The sequence below is a fragment of the Pantoea sp. EEL5 genome, from assembly GCF_049892805.1.
GTDB lineage: Bacteria > Pseudomonadota > Gammaproteobacteria > Enterobacterales > Enterobacteriaceae > Pantoea > Pantoea ananatis.
In genome coordinates this window covers 78227-95412 of record NZ_JBNDNJ010000004.1, presented here as the reverse complement: position 1 = coordinate 95412, position 17186 = coordinate 78227, and the positions used below count along the sequence as shown (strand labels likewise).

Annotated in this window: 16 protein-coding genes; 9 read left to right on the top strand and 7 right to left on the bottom strand. The window is 56.1% G+C overall.

The window, feature by feature from the left end:
• Window positions 1–65 precede the first annotated feature (65 nt).
• The 4 genes from pnp to ACPXSQ_RS16220 all read left to right on the top strand — a co-directional run bounded on the left by pnp (window position 66) and on the right by ACPXSQ_RS16220 (window position 5279).
• On the top strand, window positions 66–2195 hold the full coding sequence (gene pnp / locus ACPXSQ_RS16235; protein ID WP_014606747.1) for a polyribonucleotide nucleotidyltransferase: 2130 nt from the start codon (window positions 66–68) through the stop codon (window positions 2193–2195).
• A gap of 129 nt (window positions 2196–2324) precedes the next feature.
• Window positions 2325–3209 (top strand): lipoprotein NlpI, encoded by an 885-nt coding sequence (gene nlpI, locus ACPXSQ_RS16230; protein WP_013024357.1) that lies wholly within the window; start codon window positions 2325–2327, stop codon window positions 3207–3209.
• 104 nt (window positions 3210–3313) lie between these two features.
• Window positions 3314–3394: a protein YrbN gene (gene yrbN, locus ACPXSQ_RS16225; protein WP_100208641.1), complete on the top strand. Its 81-nt coding sequence runs from the start codon at window positions 3314–3316 to the stop codon at window positions 3392–3394.
• Complete coding sequence (locus tag ACPXSQ_RS16220; RefSeq protein ID WP_014595165.1) at window positions 3387–5279, top strand: DEAD/DEAH family ATP-dependent RNA helicase; 1893 nt, start codon at window positions 3387–3389, stop codon at window positions 5277–5279. Before yrbN ends, ACPXSQ_RS16220 begins: the two co-directional genes overlap by 8 nt.
• 91 nt (window positions 5280–5370) lie before the next feature.
• Here the strand turns inward: ACPXSQ_RS16220 and ACPXSQ_RS16215 are convergent, their stop codons facing one another.
• The 3 genes from ACPXSQ_RS16215 to ubiU all read right to left on the bottom strand — a co-directional run bounded on the left by ACPXSQ_RS16215 (window position 5371) and on the right by ubiU (window position 8383).
• Complete coding sequence (locus ACPXSQ_RS16215) at window positions 5371–6381, bottom strand: luciferase-like monooxygenase (protein ID WP_426144158.1); 1011 nt, start codon at window positions 6379–6381, stop codon at window positions 5371–5373.
• A 112-nt stretch (window positions 6382–6493) separates the two neighbouring features.
• Window positions 6494–7378 carry a U32 family peptidase gene (locus ACPXSQ_RS16210; RefSeq protein WP_013024360.1) on the bottom strand — a complete coding sequence of 295 codons (885 nt, stop codon included), beginning with the start codon at window positions 7376–7378 and terminating at the stop codon, window positions 6494–6496.
• Between the two features lie 9 nt (window positions 7379–7387).
• The gene (ubiU, locus tag ACPXSQ_RS16205; RefSeq protein ID WP_014595166.1) at window positions 7388–8383 is read right to left on the bottom strand and encodes a ubiquinone anaerobic biosynthesis protein UbiU; all 996 of its coding nucleotides are present in this window, start codon (window positions 8381–8383) and stop codon (window positions 7388–7390) included.
• A 205-nt stretch (window positions 8384–8588) separates the two neighbouring features.
• Here ubiU and ubiT point away from each other — a divergent pair, with 205 nt between their 5' ends.
• Window positions 8589–9113 (top strand): ubiquinone anaerobic biosynthesis accessory factor UbiT, encoded by a 525-nt coding sequence (gene ubiT, locus ACPXSQ_RS16200; RefSeq protein WP_033770460.1) that lies wholly within the window; start codon window positions 8589–8591, stop codon window positions 9111–9113.
• Window positions 9107–9613 carry a GNAT family N-acetyltransferase gene (locus tag ACPXSQ_RS16195; protein ID WP_105082536.1) on the top strand — a complete coding sequence of 169 codons (507 nt, stop codon included), beginning with the start codon at window positions 9107–9109 and terminating at the stop codon, window positions 9611–9613. The genes ubiT and ACPXSQ_RS16195 overlap by 7 nt, the downstream gene beginning before the upstream one ends.
• Here the strand turns inward: ACPXSQ_RS16195 and ACPXSQ_RS16190 are convergent.
• Window positions 9597–9884: a GIY-YIG nuclease family protein gene (locus tag ACPXSQ_RS16190; protein ID WP_014606742.1), complete on the bottom strand. Its 288-nt coding sequence runs from the start codon at window positions 9882–9884 to the stop codon at window positions 9597–9599. The two genes, ACPXSQ_RS16195 and ACPXSQ_RS16190, sit on opposite strands and share 17 nt — an antisense overlap.
• An 82-nt stretch (window positions 9885–9966) precedes the next feature.
• Between ACPXSQ_RS16190 and ACPXSQ_RS16185 the strand changes: the two genes are divergently transcribed.
• Window positions 9967–10395, top strand: coding sequence for a YhbP family protein (locus ACPXSQ_RS16185; protein ID WP_014606741.1), 429 nt, complete (start codon window positions 9967–9969; stop codon window positions 10393–10395).
• Between the two features lie 39 nt (window positions 10396–10434).
• Here the strand turns inward: ACPXSQ_RS16185 and ACPXSQ_RS16180 are convergent, their stop codons facing one another.
• Window positions 10435–10956, bottom strand: coding sequence for a type 1 glutamine amidotransferase domain-containing protein (locus ACPXSQ_RS16180; RefSeq protein ID WP_426144157.1), 522 nt, complete (start codon window positions 10954–10956; stop codon window positions 10435–10437).
• A 146-nt stretch (window positions 10957–11102) separates the two neighbouring features.
• On the opposite strand from ACPXSQ_RS16180, the gene ACPXSQ_RS16175 reads away from it, so the two are divergent.
• Entirely contained in the window at window positions 11103–11738 is a 636-nt protein-coding gene (locus tag ACPXSQ_RS16175; protein WP_426144156.1) for an NAD(P)H-binding protein, read from the top strand.
• Here ACPXSQ_RS16175 and nrdG read toward each other — a convergent pair.
• Window positions 11730–12197 carry an anaerobic ribonucleoside-triphosphate reductase-activating protein gene (gene nrdG, locus ACPXSQ_RS16170; protein WP_014606739.1) on the bottom strand — a complete coding sequence of 156 codons (468 nt, stop codon included), beginning with the start codon at window positions 12195–12197 and terminating at the stop codon, window positions 11730–11732. The two genes, ACPXSQ_RS16175 and nrdG, sit on opposite strands and share 9 nt — an antisense overlap.
• Window positions 12194–14332, bottom strand: coding sequence for an anaerobic ribonucleoside-triphosphate reductase (gene nrdD, locus ACPXSQ_RS16165; RefSeq protein ID WP_426144155.1), 2139 nt, complete (start codon window positions 14330–14332; stop codon window positions 12194–12196). The genes nrdG and nrdD overlap by 4 nt, the downstream gene beginning before the upstream one ends.
• A gap of 247 nt (window positions 14333–14579) precedes the next feature.
• Between nrdD and ACPXSQ_RS16160 the strand changes: the two genes are divergently transcribed.
• Entirely contained in the window at window positions 14580–16955 is a 2376-nt protein-coding gene (locus ACPXSQ_RS16160; protein ID WP_015701088.1) for a beta-N-acetylhexosaminidase, read from the top strand.
• Window positions 16956–17186: the final 231 nt, after the last annotated feature.

The following is a 17186-nucleotide window of genomic DNA, read 5'->3' as shown; positions in this document are numbered from 1 at the left end:
CAACGAGGATCGGTAATCAATGGCAGGCTCAATATAGCACTGCCCCGATGTTAAGGACTTTGATTTTGCTTAATCCGATCGTACGCAAATTCCAATATGGTCAACATACCGTCACGCTGGAAACCGGCATGATGGCTCGCCAGGCGACCGCCGCCGTGATGGTGAGCATGGACGATACCGCAGTATTTGTCACCGTTGTTGGTCAGAAAAAAACCAAGCCAGGTCAGGACTTTTTCCCACTGACCGTTAACTATCAGGAGCGTACTTACGCTGCTGGTCGTATCCCAGGTAGCTTCTTCCGTCGTGAAGGTCGCCCAAGCGAAGGCGAAACCCTGATTTCACGTCTGATTGACCGTCCGGTGCGTCCGCTGTTCCCGGAAGGTTTCGTCAACGAAGTGCAGGTTATTGCGACCGTTGTTTCAGTTAACCCACAGGTTCACCCGGACATCGTTGCCATGATCGGTGCTTCTGCAGCCCTGGCGCTGTCAGGTCTGCCTTTCAACGGCCCTATCGGTGCGGCACGCGTAGGTTATATCAATGACCAGTATGTACTGAACCCAACGGCTGATGAGCTGAAAACATCCCGTCTGGACCTGGTGGTTGCCGGTACACAGAACGCCGTTCTGATGGTGGAATCTGAAGCGGAAATCCTGTCTGAAGAGCAGATGCTGGGTGCGGTGGTGTTTGGCCACGATCAGCAGCAGATCGTGATTGAAAACATCAACTCACTGGTTGCCGAAGCGGGCAAACCGCGTTGGGACTGGCAGCCAGAGCAGGCAAATACTGCACTGATTTCACGCGTTGCGGCGCTGGCCGAAACCCGTATCAGCGATGCATACCGCATTACCGATAAGCAAGAGCGTTACACCCAGGTTGGCGTCATTAAAGACGAAACCATTGCTGCGCTTCTGGCAGAAGATGAATCACTCGATGCGGCCGAAATCGGCGATATCGTTCACAGCCTGGAAAAGAATGTGGTTCGTACCCGCATCCTGAACGGCGAGCCACGTATTGATGGCCGTGAAAAAGACATGATCCGTGGTCTGGACGTGCGCACGGGCGTTCTGCCACGTACACACGGTTCCGCACTGTTCACCCGTGGTGAAACACAGGCGCTGGTGACCGCGACGCTGGGCACCACCCGCGATGCGCAGAACCTGGATGAGCTGATGGGCGAACGCACCGACAGCTTCCTGTTCCACTATAACTTCCCTCCGTACTCCGTTGGTGAGACTGGTATGGTGGGCTCGCCTAAGCGTCGTGAAATCGGTCACGGTCGTCTGGCGAAGCGCGGCGTGCTGGCCGTTATGCCTAAAGCTGAAGATTTCCCGTATACCGTGCGTGTGGTTTCTGAAATCACCGAATCTAATGGTTCCTCTTCTATGGCCTCGGTCTGTGGTGCCTCTCTGGCACTGATGGATGCCGGTGTGCCAATCAAGGCCTCTGTTGCGGGTATCGCAATGGGCCTGGTGAAAGAAGACGACAAGTTTGTTGTCCTGTCCGACATCCTGGGTGATGAAGATCATCTGGGCGATATGGACTTTAAAGTCGCCGGTAGCCGTGAAGGTATCACTGCGCTGCAGATGGACATTAAAATCGAAGGCATCACCCGCGAGATCATGCAGGTTGCGCTGAACCAGGCCAAAGGTGCGCGTCTGCACATTCTGGGCGTAATGGAACAGGCTATCAGCACGCCGCGTCAGGAAATCTCTGAGTTCGCACCGCGCATTTACACCATCAAGATCAATTCAGACAAGATCAAAGATGTGATTGGTAAAGGCGGTTCTGTGATCCGTGCGCTGACCGAAGAAACCGGTACAACCATCGAAATCGAAGATGACGGTACCGTGAAAATCGCAGCAACCGATGGTCTGAAAGCGAAAGAAGCGATTCGTCGTATCGAAGAGATCACCGCAGAAATCGAAGTGGGCCGTATCTACAGCGGTAAAGTCACACGTATCGTAGACTTTGGTGCCTTCGTCGCTATCGGCGGTGGTAAAGAAGGTCTGGTGCATATTTCTCAAATCGCCGATAAGCGCGTTGAGAAAGTGACTGACTATCTGCAGATGGGTCAGGAAGTCCCGGTGAAGGTGATGGAAGTCGATCGCCAGGGCCGCGTACGTCTGAGCATCAAAGAAGCGACAGAAACCAAGCCTGAAGCTGTTGCAGCTGAGAGCGCACCTGACGCTGAATAAGTCTTTCCTGATTTGCCTCTCCTTGCCTGGCAGGGAGAGGCTTTTGTGTCATCGCGAGGGCGGGAATCCTTGTGCACAGCAGGCGGATAACAGGATGGTTGTCCCAATGTTTGTATTCGGGAGTGGGAAATGAAGCCTTTTTTGCGCTGGTGTTTTGTTGCGACAGCTTTGACGCTGGCAGGATGCAGCAACTCCAATTGGCGTAAGAACGAAGTTCTTGCAGTACCTTTACAGCCCACACTGCAACAGGAAGTGATTCTGGCTCGCATGGAACAAATTCTTGCCAGTCGAGCCCTTACCGATGATGAACGCGCACAGCTGTTATATGAGCGCGGAGTGTTGTATGATAGTTTGGGTCTGAGGGCATTAGCGCGGAACGATTTTTCGCAAGCGCTGTCTATAAGACCAGATATGCCAGAAGTGTTTAACTATCTTGGTATATACTTAACGCAGGCGGGCAACTTTGATGCCGCCTATGAAGCGTTTGATTCTGTACTTGAGCTTGATCCAACTTACAACTATGCGCATTTAAATCGTGGTATCGCCCTCTATTACGGCGGTCGATACAAGTTAGCGCAAGATGATCTGCTGGCGTTTTATCAAGACGATCCTAACGATCCTTTCCGCAGCTTGTGGCTCTACCTGGTTGAAAGCAGGATGGATGCCGACAAAGCAAAAGTGGCGCTTAAGCAGCGTTACGACAAAGCGGTCAAGGACCAATGGGGATGGAATATTGTCGAGTTCTACCTGGGCGACATCAGCGAAGCAACACTGATGGAACGTCTCAAGGCGGACGCAACGGATAACACCTCGCTCGCTGAACATCTCAGTGAAACCAACTTCTATTTAGGTAAGTATTACCTAAGTCTGGGGGAGAAGGACAACGCAGAAGCGTTGTTCAAACTGGCGGTTGCCAACAACGTGAATAACTTTGTTGAACACCGATACGCATTGTTGGAACTGGCGCAACTCGGCCAGGCACAAGACGATTTATCAGAATCTGACCAGCAATAGCTGACGAACTTTTTTGCCTGTAAAACCTGTCAAGTCATCATCTTCAGGGATGAGGGCTTTTCTGTTCGTCAAAACTTCTAATTTGAGCCGGTTCACACTTTTTGATGAAAATGACTGAAAGTTTTCACGACGAGTTATGTAGACTGGCCGCCGCAATCAACGAGGCACGTGTACTACATGACTGATATTCAAACCACTTTTGCAGAACTTGGCCTGAACGCCGAACTCCTTGAATCACTGAACGGCATGGGCTATGTCAAGCCATCCCCAATCCAGGCTGAGTGTATTCCTCACCTGCTGGCGGGCCGTGACGTATTAGGTATGGCGCAGACCGGGAGTGGTAAAACTGCAGCGTTCTCGCTGCCGCTGTTACACAACATCGATCCAACTGTTAAAGCACCGCAAATTTTGGTGCTGGCACCGACCCGCGAACTGGCGGTGCAGGTAGCTGAAGCTGTTACCGAATTCTCTAAACATATGCGCGGTCTGAACGTGGTTGCCCTTTACGGCGGCCAGCGTTATGACGTGCAGCTGCGCGCCCTGCGCCAGGGACCACAGGTTGTCGTAGGTACTCCAGGCCGTCTGCTGGATCACCTGAAACGTGGCACGTTAGATCTGTCTAACCTGCGTGGTCTGGTGCTGGACGAAGCCGATGAAATGTTACGCATGGGCTTCATCGAAGACGTTGAAACCATCATGGCGCAGATCCCAGAAGGTCATCAGACCGCACTGTTCTCTGCCACCATGCCAGAAGCGATTCGTCGTATTACCAAGCGTTTTATGAAAGATCCGCAGGAAGTGCGCATTCAGTCAAGCATGACTACGCGCCCAGACATCAGCCAGAGTTACTGGACGGCTTACGGCCGTAAAACTGACGCGCTGGTTCGCTTCCTTGAAGCAGAAGACTTCGATGCTGCGATCATTTTCGTGCGGACTAAAAACGCAACGCTGGAAGTGGCTGAAGCGCTGGAGCGCAGCGGTTACAACAGTGCGGCACTGAACGGCGATATGAACCAGGCACTGCGTGAGCAGACGCTGGAGCGCCTGAAAGATGGTCGTCTGGATATCCTGATTGCTACCGACGTTGCGGCCCGTGGCCTGGACGTTGAGCGTATCAGCCTGGTTGTTAACTACGATATTCCGATGGACGCAGAATCTTACGTTCACCGTATTGGCCGTACCGGTCGTGCTGGTCGTGCTGGTCGCGCACTGCTGTTCGTAGAGAACCGCGAGCGTCGTCTGCTGCGTAACATCGAACGCACCATGAAACTGACCATTCCAGAAGTTGAGCTGCCAAATGCAGAACTGCTGGGTCAGCGTCGTCTGGCTAAGTTCGCGGCAAAAGTTCAGCAGCAGCTGGAAAGCAGCGATCTGGAACAGTACCGTGCGCTGCTGGCGAAGATGCAGCCTGAAGAAGAGCTGGATATCGAAACGCTGGCTGCTGCGCTGCTGAAAATGGCACAGGGTGAGCGTCCGCTGATCGTTCCTGCTGATGCACCACGTCCAGCGCGTCGTGAATTCCGTGAGCGTGACGATCGTCGTGAGAGCCGTGATGCACGTGGTCCACGCGAAAGCCGTGATGGCGACCGTCCACGTCGCGAACGTCGTGACGTTGGCGATATGCAACTGTACCGCATTGAAGTGGGCCGTGACGACGGTGTTGAAGTGCGTCATATCGTGGGCGCAATTGCCAACGAAGGCGATATCAGCAGCCGTTACATCGGTAACATCAAACTGTTTGGTACGCACTCCACCATCGAGCTGCCGAAAGGCATGCCAGGTGATGTGCTGCAGCACTTTACCCGTACGCGTATTCTGAACAAGCCAATGAATATGCAGCTGCTGGGTGATGCTCAGCCGCACGAAGGTGGCCGTGGCGAGCGTCGTCCTGGCGCCGGTGCTGGTGAACGTCGTGGCGGCGGTGCACGTCCTGAAGGTCAGGGCCCGCGTCGTTTCTCTTCTGAGCGCCGTGAAGGTGGTCGTGAAGGCGGACGCAGCTTCAACCGCGAAGGCGGTCGTGGTCCACGTCGTGAAGACGGTGCGGCTGCACCACGTCGTCGTGACGCGTAAGCGAGCTAAATCGTCGTAATAAAAAGGGAAGCCTGCGGGCTTCCCTTTTTTTGTCCTGCTTCTGGCTTATCCCAGAAGGGCTGCTGCTGATTTACAGGCTGCGTGCAGCGTCCATCGCCAGCTTAAACGAGTGCAGACGGGCTTGCGTATCGTAAATCTGACCGTTAACCATTATCTCATCCGCCTGGGTTTCACGCAGCAGTGAAGCCAGTCCGTGACGCACTTTCTCGACATCCCCTACCAGCGACATGCTCAGCGCCTGCTGAACGCCATACTGTTCTGAAGGCGACCACAGGCTGTCCATGTTCTGGACCGGGGCAGGCAGCGGGCCCGGCTTGCCGCGGCGCAGATTAATAAACTGCTGCTGCATTGAAGTGAACAGGAAACGCGCGTCGCTTTCGCTGTCAGCGGCAACCACGTTAATGCACACCGTAGCGTATGGCTCGGCGAGACGGCCTGAAGGCGTAAAGTTCTCGCGATAGACATGCAGAGCCTGGAACAGCTGGTCCGGCGCAAAGTGCGAGGCGAAGGCAAACGGCAGTCCCATTTTGGCCGACAGCTGTGCGCTGTAAAGGCTGGAACCCAGCAACCACACCGGAATTTTCAGGCCTAAACCGGGCACCGGCTGAACAGGTGGCTGCGCGCCGGCTTCCGCATCAAACCAGTCGATCAACTCAGCGACATCGTCCGGGAAGGTATCGGCCTGAATGCCCGACAGGTTGCGGCGCAGGGCCAGCATGGTGCGCTGATCCGAGCCGGGGGCGCGGCCTAATCCCAGATCGATACGGTCGGGATAAAGCGAGGCCAGAGTGCCGAACTGTTCTGCAATCACCAGCGGCGCGTGATTCGGCAACATAATGCCGCCCGAACCCAGACGCAGCGTTGTGGTGTTCGCGGCCAGATAGCCAATCAGCACAGACGTGGCGGCACTGGCAATGCCGGTCATATTATGGTGTTCAGCCAGCCAGTAACGTTCGAATCCCAGGGCTTCAGCCTGACGCGCCAGCGCGAGTGAATGGTGAAACGCATCACGAGGCGTGGCACCCTGAGGAACAGGGGCAAGATCGAGTACGGAGAGGCGAACGCTTTTTTTCTCAGACATGAGTACTCCAGAGTGTATAGCGCAGGTGTCATACCCTGCGCCATCAAGTATTGCGTAACATCCGCCATATTAAAACTTTTTACACTCGCCGTATGTTGCCTGTATGTGCCTTTCAGTCGCCAGCCTGCAAAACCATGCCCGGCAGCTTGCGCCAGTAGCCATTACAGTCCCGATTTTTCGCCAGATCCAGGGGGGCCTGCCCCTCTTCATTTGCGCGGAAACGGTCAATAAGGCTTAAGGTTTCCTCATCCTGAGGTGACAACCGCACGATATCTACATAGTTGTGCATACCAACCAGATCGTTCCCCAGGTTATAGCAGTAACCGCTCAGAGTCTGGATACCGTTCAGGACGAAAACCTGTTGCGATTCCTGTGAGAGGACCCGGCGTCCATGGGGATAATGAATACAGCAGGTTTCGCAGGCATCTTTGGCGCGATTCTCCGAACGTGCTGTAAAGCAGCGGGCTGACAGGGCCAGCGGCAAATGACCATAACCCAGCACCTCCACCTCGAACTGCTGGCGGATGCCCCTTGTCTCACACTGCTGGAGCAGCTCCACTAGCCAGTCGCGCGGCATTTCAACGGGCAAGCACCAGCGCGTCATGCCCTCTTTGACTAAAAGCTGCAGCGTATCGGCGTTATAAACATTGAGCGTGGGCCCCGCAACGAAGGGCAGCTTGCGCTCTGCCGCCATATTCACGGTGCCCAGGTCGTTGGCCTCAATAATAAACTCGCCGTTCTCTACATAGCGCTGTAGCTCTTTGAGCTCAGAAGGGGATTGCAGCAAAGCCAGCGTGCTAATGACCACCTGCTTCCCACGGGCTGACAGCATTCGTGCTAAATCCATCCAGGCGGCAAAAGGCGTGGCGCGTCGCTTGCTGCAGACGGCTTCCCCAAGACAAACAATGTCAGCGCTGCTGTCAGCAGTGAGGTGATAAAAATGTTCCAGCGTGGCGGTGGGCCAGTACCAGAGCACGGGGCCGAGAGAGTATTTCATGGTTTTTCCTCACTGCCAGTCACGATGATAGGCGCCTAAGGTGGTCTGCGTGCCTTCTGACAGGGCCCCCAGCGTTTTCGTCCACTGTTGTGCCACTTCAAAGTTATCCGGCTGAGCTTGACAGCGATCGATAGCCTGACGCCAGACGCGGGCGACATCGGATACGTAGGCAGGGCTGCGCTGACGGCCTTCGATTTTTACGGAGGCAATGCCTGCCCGCATCAGCTCTGGCAACAGTTCAAGCGTATTCAGGCTGGTGGGCTCTTCCAGCACGTGATAGCGCTGGTCGTCAACCTGATAACGGCCTTTGCACAGCGTGGGATAGCCGGCGCTTTCCTCTGCGCGATAGCGATCGATCAGCACGTCATTAAGGCGCACTTCCATGCCGGCCGGTGTTTGTTGCCAGCGAACAAACTTCGCGGGGGAGCAGGCGCCTTTACTGTTTGGCGATTCACCGGTTAGCCAGGAAGAGAGGTAGCAGCGGCCCTCGGCCATGATGCACAGGCTGCCAAAGGCAAAGACCTCCAGCGGAACAGGTGTACTGCGCGCCAGCTGTTTTACCTGATGAATCGACAGTACGCGCGGCAGTACCACTCGGTGCAAATTGAAATGGCGATGATAAAAACGAATGGCCTCAAGGTTGGTGGCGGAAGCCTGCACTGACAGATGACGTTCGATGTGAGGATAGCGCGCGGTGGCATATTCCAGCGTTGCAATATCCGCCAGGATCAGCGCATCAGCACCGCTGTCTGCCGCCACATCGATAGCCCGCTGCCAGCGCTGCATGCCGTCAGGATGTGCAAAGGTATTGATCGCCACGTGCAGCTTACGGCGATGCTGATGAAGGTAGTACGCCGCTTCGTGCAGTTTCTTATCTGTAAAATTCAATCCTGCAAAGTGACGCGCGTTGGTGTCATCTTTCAGTCCGACATAAACCGCATCGGCACCATTTTCGACCGCACTTCGTATCGCAGGCAGGTTTCCGGCCGGACACAGCAGCTCCATACTCAATCCTCTCGTGATGCAGATGGGGCACGAGTCTAGTCATGGCGCTTTGGGCAAATGTTGATTTAGGGCAGTGAAACGGTCATTGATGAGATAGCCTGGCTTTTTTTTAACCCGCTTACGATAGGTTTTATTGATCTCAAAGGAGGCGGGAATGGCACTCTATGGCAATATAGCTAAAATTTTTGTGACAGGAGTGCAAAACGTGTTCCAGCGGTTATCTGCCAGTTTAGTCAAAAACGGCCCTAAAATCCTTAGCTTACCTGCAACACTTGCTCCCTTCATATTGAAGAAGCAGCTCTTGCAACAACTCTTAAACTGGCAATTTCGTCATGTTTTAGCCGAAGGTGAGTTAGACTTTCTTCAGGGACGCTTTTTGGGGATTGAGATTAGCGATATTAATCTCACGTGGATCACCACGCTGGAAGGCGGCCAACTGAGGGTGTTGCAGCATGCCGAAGCAGATGTCTGGTTCCGGGGCAACGCCAATGATTTGTTGCTGGTAGCAGCACGCAAAGCGGATCCTGATATGCTTTTCTTTCAGCGCCGACTGCTGATCGAAGGGGATACGGAACTGGGACTGGAGGTTAAGAACGTAATGGATGCAATTGAACTCAACACCATGCCCAAGGGGTTACGTACCGCCATTCAACAGATGGCCGCAATCGTGGAGACAACAATGCAACAGGACGCGAAAGCCGCACAGGCACGCGCGGGTGTCTCATGTTAATACGCACAGAAATTGGCGTGGATGCCGCCGGTATCGATGCATTACTGCGACGCTGTTTTCCCACCTCAGCCGAAGCCGAGCTGACTCAGGCCCTGCGTGAAGACGGGCTGCTAACGCTGGGCGTCGTCGCCACAGACGATGAAGGGCAGGTGCTGGGCTATGCCGCCTTCAGCCCGGTTACCCTACAGGGGGAAGATCGCAACTGGGTCGGACTGGCTCCGCTGGCCGTGGATGAAAGCCTGCGTGGTCAGGGCATAGCGAAACAGTTGGTCTACGAAGGTCTGGATACGCTGAATGAGTTTGGCTACAGCGCCGTTGTGGTAAGGGGCGATCCCGCATTGTATAGCCACCTGGGTTTCGAGCCCGCAGCACGGCATGGATTGCACTGCCGCTGGCCGGATAGCGAAGCCTCTTTCCTGGTGTACCCTCTGGCAGACAACGCGTTTGACGGGGCCGAAGGGCGCATTGAGTATTCCGCGCCTTTTAATCCACTGCCGTGAGCCAGGCGGCAAGGCTTACGGGTTGCTCGGCAACCAACTGTAGTTTTCGTTGACGGGTCAGTTGCTTAACCTGGTACTCCAGCGCGGAAGCCTGCGACCGGTCGCCCGCCGCGCAGGTATAGACCAGCGCCAACGGGCCCTTACCGCGCAGGGCACGGGCCCCGCGCCCACAGGCATGTTGTCCAAGGCGGCGCGCAACGTCGGTTGTGATGCCGGTATACAGCATGCCTGCGGCCGTTTGTATCAGGTAAAGTTGCCAGTGCTGACTCATAATGTGTTCCAGAAATGCCCGCCCGGCAGTGTAGCGCGCTTCTTTGCGCCGTGCTATCCGTCGCCCTTACCCGGAGTTGATTGTGTCTGACCTTGCCCATCTTGTTCGCTACCTGAAAAAGCAGCATGTGCTGTCCCTGTGCTGCTGTGCTGACGATGATCTGTGGTGTGCAAACTGCTACTACGTGTTTGATGAATTACGCATGGCTTTCTGGCTCATGACGGAGTCGGATACGCGTCATGGCCTGTTAGCAATGAAAAATAACCGCGTGGCGGGGACAATCAATGGACAGCCGAAGACGGTACTGCTGATAAAAGGCGTGCAGTATCGGGGTCATATCCGGCCGCTCAGCGAAGAAGACGCGTCTGAGGCGCGCACCGCATACCAACGTCGCTTCCCGGTTTCGCGCAAGGTTTCTGCACCCCTGTGGGAAATTACGCTTGATGAGCTGAAAATGACCGACAATGCGCTGGGTTTCGGCAAAAAAATTGTCTGGCAACGCGAGGCGTAAATAAAGCGCCCCCTTCCTGGCGGAAAAGGGCGTGGGCCGTTACAGTGCCTGCAGAATACGCAGGGACTCACGGTTAAAGGCAGGCAGATCCGCCGGCGTACGGCTGGTGACCAGCTTGTCACCGTCAACCACCACTTCCTCATCACGGAAGTCGGCACCCGCATTGATCAGGTCGATCGCAATGGCCTTCACGCTGGTCATTTTACGACCGCGAACGCCGTTGGCGCTGATCAGCAGTTGTGGACCGTGGCAGATAGCAAAGATGGGTTTGCCGCCGGCCACAAAGTCTTTGGTAAAAGCAACAAAGCGGTCGTCACCGCGCAGCGCATCCGGCGAGTGTCCACCCGGTAGCAGCAGTGCGTCAAATTCCGCCGGGCTAACGTCGTCGATGCTGCGATCGATGGTGACTTCAGCATAGCCCTGTTTGCCCTTCACGGTTTTACCTGCCTGCTCCTCAATGGTAACCACCTCATAGCCCGCACGTTTGTAGACTTCGGCTGGCGAGGTAAACTCAGAGTCTTCAAATTCATCGGTGATCAGAACCGCAATTCTGGTGCTCATCTATACTCTCCTTTAGGCATGTCAGGCGCATACTGCGCTATCCTGATGACCTGTTAAGCCTGGTTGTCGATTCTGAGAACGCAAGCCAGGCGGCTCACATTGGCCAGATTTTGCACGGCTGGCAGCGAAACAGGGAATATTCTGAGATGAATCGTGTATTACTGACGGGCGCAACCGGCTTAGTGGGATCCTGTCTGCTGCGTTTACTGATCGACGATCCGCGCGTGGATGAAATTATTGCGCCCAGCCGTCGTGCGCTTCCCGCAATGAACAAGGTCGTCAACCCTGTTGAAGCCGATCTCACGGATGTCCTGCGCCCGCTGGAGGCACCGCTGACGACGGTATTTTGCTGTCTTGGCACCACGCGTAAGCAGGCGGGCAGTAAAGCGGCCTTTATTCACGTGGATTACACGCTGGTGGTGGACACCGCCCTGAACGCGTTACGTCTGGGGGCCAGAAAGATGCTGGTGGTCAGTGCGCACGGTGCTAACCGTCACTCCCCCTTTTTATACAATCGCGTGAAAGGTGAGATGGAAAATACGCTGCGCCATCAGGCGTGGCCGAGCCTGACGGTTGTCCGGCCTTCGCTGTTGCTGGGTGAACGAAAAGATAAACGTCGGGGAGAAAGCCTGATGGCTCCGCTGTTCGCCTGGTTGCCAGGCAACTGGCGTGCCGTGTCGGCTCAGGACGTAGCTCGCTGCCTGCATCACCAGGCGTTTGCCGAAGAAAATACGGGGTTCACGCTGATCGAGTCCGGCGCGATCCCCCGTGTTTCAGCGTAGATACCAGATTTTCTGATTTCGGCTGCCGCGCCACAGGAGCGTGGCATCGCGTTCTGCCTCTTCAAACCGCCCGTCAATCACCACGTCTATCCAGGGCAGGATCGCGCGCTGTGCTGGGCTGAGTGCCTGCATGTCATAGCCGGTCCACAACCAGATATCTTTGCCTGCGCACGTCTGTTTTACCCGTTTCACTAACCGACGAACATGCGGCACGTTATGAGGATGCAGCGGATCGCCGCCGCTCAGCGATAAACCCTGACGCGGGATACGCGTATCCTGTAAATCCGCTAACAGCTGCTCCTCCATTTCCAGCGTAAACGGCACGCCGGAATCCAGCCGCCAGGTGCTCTGGTTGTAACAGCCGCGACACTGGTGCTCGCAGCCTGAGACAAACAGCGTACAGCGCGTGCCGGGCCCGTTCACGATATCCACATCGTAGTAACGATGGATGCGCATCATCCCAGCTGTCCGCTATCCAGGTGCTTCACCCGACGCTGCACTTCCTGCTGTTTACCGGCGTTAAACGGACGCGCATCCGGGCTGCCGAGATAGCCACATACGCGGCGCGTAACCGAAACCCGGGCAGGATCGTGATTGCCGCAGTTGGGGCAGGTAAAGCCGCGACTGGTGCAGGTGAATTCCCCGTTGAACCCGCATTCGTAGCACTCGTCAATCGGCGTGTTGGTGCCGTAGTAGGGCACGCGGTCATAGCTGTAATCCCACACGTCTTCCAGCGCCTTGAGGTTGTGCTGCACGTTGGGATATTCGCCGTAACAGATAAACCCGCCGTTAGCCAACGACGGATAGGGCGCTTCAAAATCGATCTTATCGTAGGGATTCACCTTCTTCTCAACGTCCAGATGGAAGCTGTTGGTGTAGTAGCCTTTATCGGTTACCCCCTTTACCACGCCAAACTGCGCGGCATCCAGACGACAGAAGCGGTCGCACAGGTTCTCACTGGGCGTGCTGTAGAGACTAAAGCCGTAGCCGGTTTCGTCTTTCCAGGCATCGGTAGCCGCACGCATATGGGCCACGATGGCAACGCCTTTAGCGCGCAGCGCCGCATCATCGAAAGGATGGTGTTGCGCGCCACTCAGGGCATTCAGGGTTTCATGCAGACCGATATAGCCCAGTGACAGCGAGGCGCGGCCATTGCGGAAAATGGGGCCAATCTCATCATCGGCATTAAGCCGCACGCCGCAGGCGCCTTCCATGTACAGGATAGGCGCAACGCGGGCTTTGGTTTTTTCGAGTCGGGCAACGCGCGTCATGAGCGCCCGCTTCGCCAGCGCCAGCCGCGCATCCAGCAAGGTCCAGAAACGGGTTTCGTCTCCGTCTGCTTCCAGCGCAATGCGCGGTAAATTAAGGCTGATGACGCCGATATTATTCCGGCCTTCATGAATCTGCTCACCGTTTTCCTCGTAAACGCCCAGAAAACTGCGGCAGCCCATGGGAGTTTTAAAGGAGCCAGTGACCTGGACCACCTGATCATAATTCAGAATGTCGGGATACATCCGCTTACTGGCACAGGTCAGCGCCAGTTGCTTAATGTCGTAGTTAACCTCTCCCGCACGGCGGTTCACGCCTTCCCGAATCGTAAAGACCAGCTTTGGGAACACGGCGGTTTTGTGATTTTTACCCAGCCCCGCCAGGCGGTTACGCAAAATGGAGGTCTGAACCAGCCGTGCCGCCCAACTCGTGCCCAGGCCAAAACCAAAGGTCACGAACGGGGTTTGCCCGTTTGCCGTGTGTAACGTATTTACCTCGTATTCCAGCGACTGGAAGGCGTCATAGCACTCTTTTTCGGTACGTTCGCGAGCATAGGCGTCCGCCTGAGGAATGTGCCAGTCCTGCGCCACGGCAAGGTGTTTTGCGAAGCTCTTTTCCACATAGGGTGCCAGCACTTCATCAATGCGGTTCAGCGTGGTTCCACCGTAAATATGGCTGGCGACCTGCGCAATGATCTGCGCCGTGACGGCCGTTGCGGTGGCGATGGATTTTGGCGGCTCGATCTCGGCATTACCCATCTTGAAGCCGTTGGTCAGCATCCCTTTCAGGTCGATCAGCATGCAGTTGAACATGGGGAAGAAGGGGGAATAATCGAGATCGTGATAGTGGATCTCGCCGCGTTCATGCGCCTGAACGACGTCCCGGGGGAGGATCTGCTGCTGCGCATAGTGCTTCGCGACGATCCCGGCCAGCAGATCGCGCTGGGTGGGGATCACTTTGCTGTCTTTATTGGCATTTTCATGCAGCAGGGCGGCGTTGGTCTGATCCACCAGACCACGAATGGCGTGATGCAGATGGCTGCGGCGCTCGCGCTCCACGTCGCTATCGTGACGATACTCAATATAGGTGCGTGCCAGCTGCGGGTAAGGCCCGGCCATGAGCGTTTCTTCCACCGCATACTGGATGTCACCGATATCCACTTCCTGACGATGGGCCAGTTGAGTGCTGACCCGATCGGCCACCGTGTCGCACCACCGTGCATCTTCCACGTTTGCCGCCCGTGCCGCAGCCTTCACTGCTGCGGCGATACGCTGTGAATCAAAGCCTACGCGGCATCCGTCGCGCTTCACCACCACCGTTGCCATTTTTTCTCCGTTAACTACATATGGGTGTGTTTTTGGATTTTAGACTCAACATGTAGTAATTGCAGTGAATTAATCGGCTTGTTTTTGACCTGAAGCAAAGAAGCCTTGAACAAGAAGATAAAATCGACACTGAAAAAAAACAGACCCGAGATCGCCTTTTCCGGCGGGCGAATTTGCTTAGCGGAGCAAAATGACTTAACTCTGTTTATCGTTCTTTTTAGCCATTGACCCGCAGGGAGCCGTGCCAATGCCGTTACGTCGAAATGTGCTGATCTGTTGTTGTGCGCTGACCTTTTCCGCCGCCGCCGATACGCTGCCGCTCATGCCGTGGCCACAGCAGGTTGAGCAACCTGCCCACGCAGGCTGGCTGACGCTCACCCCACAGCTGACGCTACAGATTGTCGGGGACACGCTGCCCGGCGCCGAAACACGCTGGCTGTCGCGCATCGCTCGCCAAACCGGCTGGCCGCTGTTACCCGCCGATCAGCCGGTTGAGCATCCCACAATTCGTATTGCCATCGCGCAGGCGGTCAACCCTGTCCCTCAGCCTGACAGCGATGAAAGTTACCAACTGGACGTCAACCGCGACGGCGTGCTGCTGAAAGCCAACAGCCGCTTTGGCGCGATGCGCGGCATGGAAACGTTACTGCAGCTGATAGAAAACAGTGCCGAAGGCACCCGCATTCCCTGGATAACGATTCACGATAAACCGCGCTTTGCCTGGCGCGGCATCCTTATCGACAGCGCCCGCCACTTTATGCCGGTCAGAACGCTGAAACGCCAGATCGATGGGATCGCGGCGGCGCGAATGAACGTGCTGCACTGGCATCTCACCGACGATCAGGGCTGGCGCTTTGCCTCCCTCCGCTATCCGCAACTGCAGCAGAAAGCCAGCGACGGGCTTTTCTATACTCAGGCGGAGATGCGTGAGGTGGTGCAGTATGCGGCTGAGCGTGGCGTGCGCGTGGTGCCGGAGCTGGATATACCCGGCCATGCCTCCGCGCTGGCGGTGGCGATGCCGGAACTGATCAGCGCGCCGGGGCCGTATCAGATGGAGCGCGGGTGGGGCGTTTTCAAACCCTTGCTGGATCCCAGCAACGAACAGGTTTATCAGGTTATTGACGCGCTGGTGGGGGAGATGGCAGCGATCTTCCCCGATCCCTACCTGCATATCGGTGGCGATGAGGTGGATCCCAGCCAGTGGCAGGCATCCGCCGCTGTTCAGCAGTTTATGCGCGATCGTGGATTAGCCGATCCCCATGCGCTGCAGGCCTGGTTCAATCAGCGCGTTGAGAAAATCCTCGAAAAACACCAGCGGCGCATGGTGGGCTGGGATGAAATTGCCCATCCCGATCTGCCGCACAGCATTCTGATTCAGTCCTGGCAGGGACAGGATGCACTGGGCACGGTAGCGAAAAACGGCTATCGCGGCATTCTGTCCACGGGTTTTTATCTCGATCAGCCTCAGCCGGCCAGCTATCACTATCGCAACGAAATCTATCCTCAGGGCCTTAACGGCCAGGATGTGGTGCAGTCGGGCGAACAGGCTCAGAGCTGGTCCTTTACCATGCCACGGTTAAAAGGCAGCCCGGTAACGGGGAGTTTCACCCTGATTAAAGGCCGCGACGGCTGGCGCGGTTTTATCGACTTTGCCGGAAAATCGCGTCGTCTGGTGAACGCCATCGACTGGCTTTCGGCGAACCGGCTGACGTTCACGGTGGATACCTGGATGGGACCGTTCAAACCGGTCGTCACCCTGGCGAACAATCAACTGAGCGGATACATGCTGGTGGGTAACGTCCGTTACGCGGCCGAAGGGCAGCGGCTCGACGCGGTGCCCAGGGGGATTCAGCCTGTGCTGCCGGATGCGCGCCAGATGCAGCAAAACCTGCTGGGCGGTGAGGCCGCGCTGTGGGCCGAAAACGTCAACAGCGCGATTATTGATACCAAACTCTGGCCGCGTGCGTTTGTGGTGGCGGAGCGGTTATGGTCAGCCCAGGATGTCACCGATCCCGACAGCATGTACCAGCGGCTGGCGGCAATGGACCGCTGGACGACCGTATCGGTGGGGCTGCAGCAGCATTATCAGGCAGACCGACAGATGACGCGGCTTGCAAACAGCACGGATATTCAGCCGCTGCGCGTGCTGGCTCAGGCGCTGGAACCGGCCCAGTATTACACTCGACAGCATCTCAAGTTTCAGGCCGGGCATTACAACTACTTTGAGCCGCTGAACCGGCTGGCCGATGTTTTACCGGCAGAAAGCGACGCCGTCAGAACACTGGATAAGCAGGTGGTCGCGCTGGTTGAAGACAGAAGCAACGTGGCGGCTGCCGCAGCTATTCGCTCTCAACTCCAACGCTGGCACGATAACGCTGCTCAGGTTGCGCCATTACTCAACGGCAGCGCGCCACTTAAGGCGCTGGAAAGCAGCGCGAAACAGGTGGATGAGCTGAGCGTCATGGGCATCAACATGGTGAATGCCTATGTCCGTAACCAGGCGTTTGGGGCCAGCGAAATGGCGCAGATGCATGCGAAGCTGGATGCGGCGGCACAGGTGCAGGACGAAACCGTCATCGCCCTTGTCAGGCCTCTTGAGGCCCTCCTCCGCGCCTTCAAATGAATAAGCGGGTGTCCTTCGCGCCGCAGGTGTCCTTGGCCGCGGCTCATCACCCCAGCCAATAAGCTGGCGTCCTTCGCGCCGCAGGTGCGTTGGCCGCGGCTCATCACCCCGGTCACTTACTGCAGTAAGCTCCCGGGGATGACTCACCTTGCCGCCTTCCTGCAACACGAATGCCACCGGCTTATTCCGCAGAAGATGAGTGATGGAAAAGACATACGGAACAATGGCTTG

What these genes read in the sequence shown, in the direction of transcription:
- nlpI (WP_013024357.1), top strand. Translation starts at nt 2,325, where the DNA reads ATGAAGCCTTTTTTGCGCTGGTGTTTTGTTGCGACAGCTTTGACGCTG.
- yrbN (WP_100208641.1), top strand. Translation starts at nt 3,314, where the DNA reads ATGAAAATGACTGAAAGTTTTCACGACGAGTTATGTAGACTGGCCGCC.
- ACPXSQ_RS16220 (WP_014595165.1), top strand. Translation starts at nt 3,387, where the DNA reads ATGACTGATATTCAAACCACTTTTGCAGAACTTGGCCTGAACGCCGAA.
- ACPXSQ_RS16215 (WP_426144158.1), bottom strand. Translation starts at nt 6,381, where the DNA reads ATGTCTGAGAAAAAAAGCGTTCGCCTCTCCGTACTCGATCTTGCCCCT.
- ACPXSQ_RS16210 (WP_013024360.1), bottom strand. Translation starts at nt 7,378, where the DNA reads ATGAAATACTCTCTCGGCCCCGTGCTCTGGTACTGGCCCACCGCCACG.
- ubiU (WP_014595166.1), bottom strand. Translation starts at nt 8,383, where the DNA reads ATGGAGCTGCTGTGTCCGGCCGGAAACCTGCCTGCGATACGAAGTGCG.
- ACPXSQ_RS16195 (WP_105082536.1), top strand. Translation starts at nt 9,107, where the DNA reads ATGTTAATACGCACAGAAATTGGCGTGGATGCCGCCGGTATCGATGCA.
- ACPXSQ_RS16190 (WP_014606742.1), bottom strand. Translation starts at nt 9,884, where the DNA reads ATGAGTCAGCACTGGCAACTTTACCTGATACAAACGGCCGCAGGCATG.
- ACPXSQ_RS16180 (WP_426144157.1), bottom strand. Translation starts at nt 10,956, where the DNA reads ATGAGCACCAGAATTGCGGTTCTGATCACCGATGAATTTGAAGACTCT.
- ACPXSQ_RS16175 (WP_426144156.1), top strand. Translation starts at nt 11,103, where the DNA reads ATGAATCGTGTATTACTGACGGGCGCAACCGGCTTAGTGGGATCCTGT.
- nrdG (WP_014606739.1), bottom strand. Translation starts at nt 12,197, where the DNA reads ATGATGCGCATCCATCGTTACTACGATGTGGATATCGTGAACGGGCCC.
- nrdD (WP_426144155.1), bottom strand. Translation starts at nt 14,332, where the DNA reads ATGGCAACGGTGGTGGTGAAGCGCGACGGATGCCGCGTAGGCTTTGAT.
- ACPXSQ_RS16160 (WP_015701088.1), top strand. Translation starts at nt 14,580, where the DNA reads ATGCCGTTACGTCGAAATGTGCTGATCTGTTGTTGTGCGCTGACCTTT.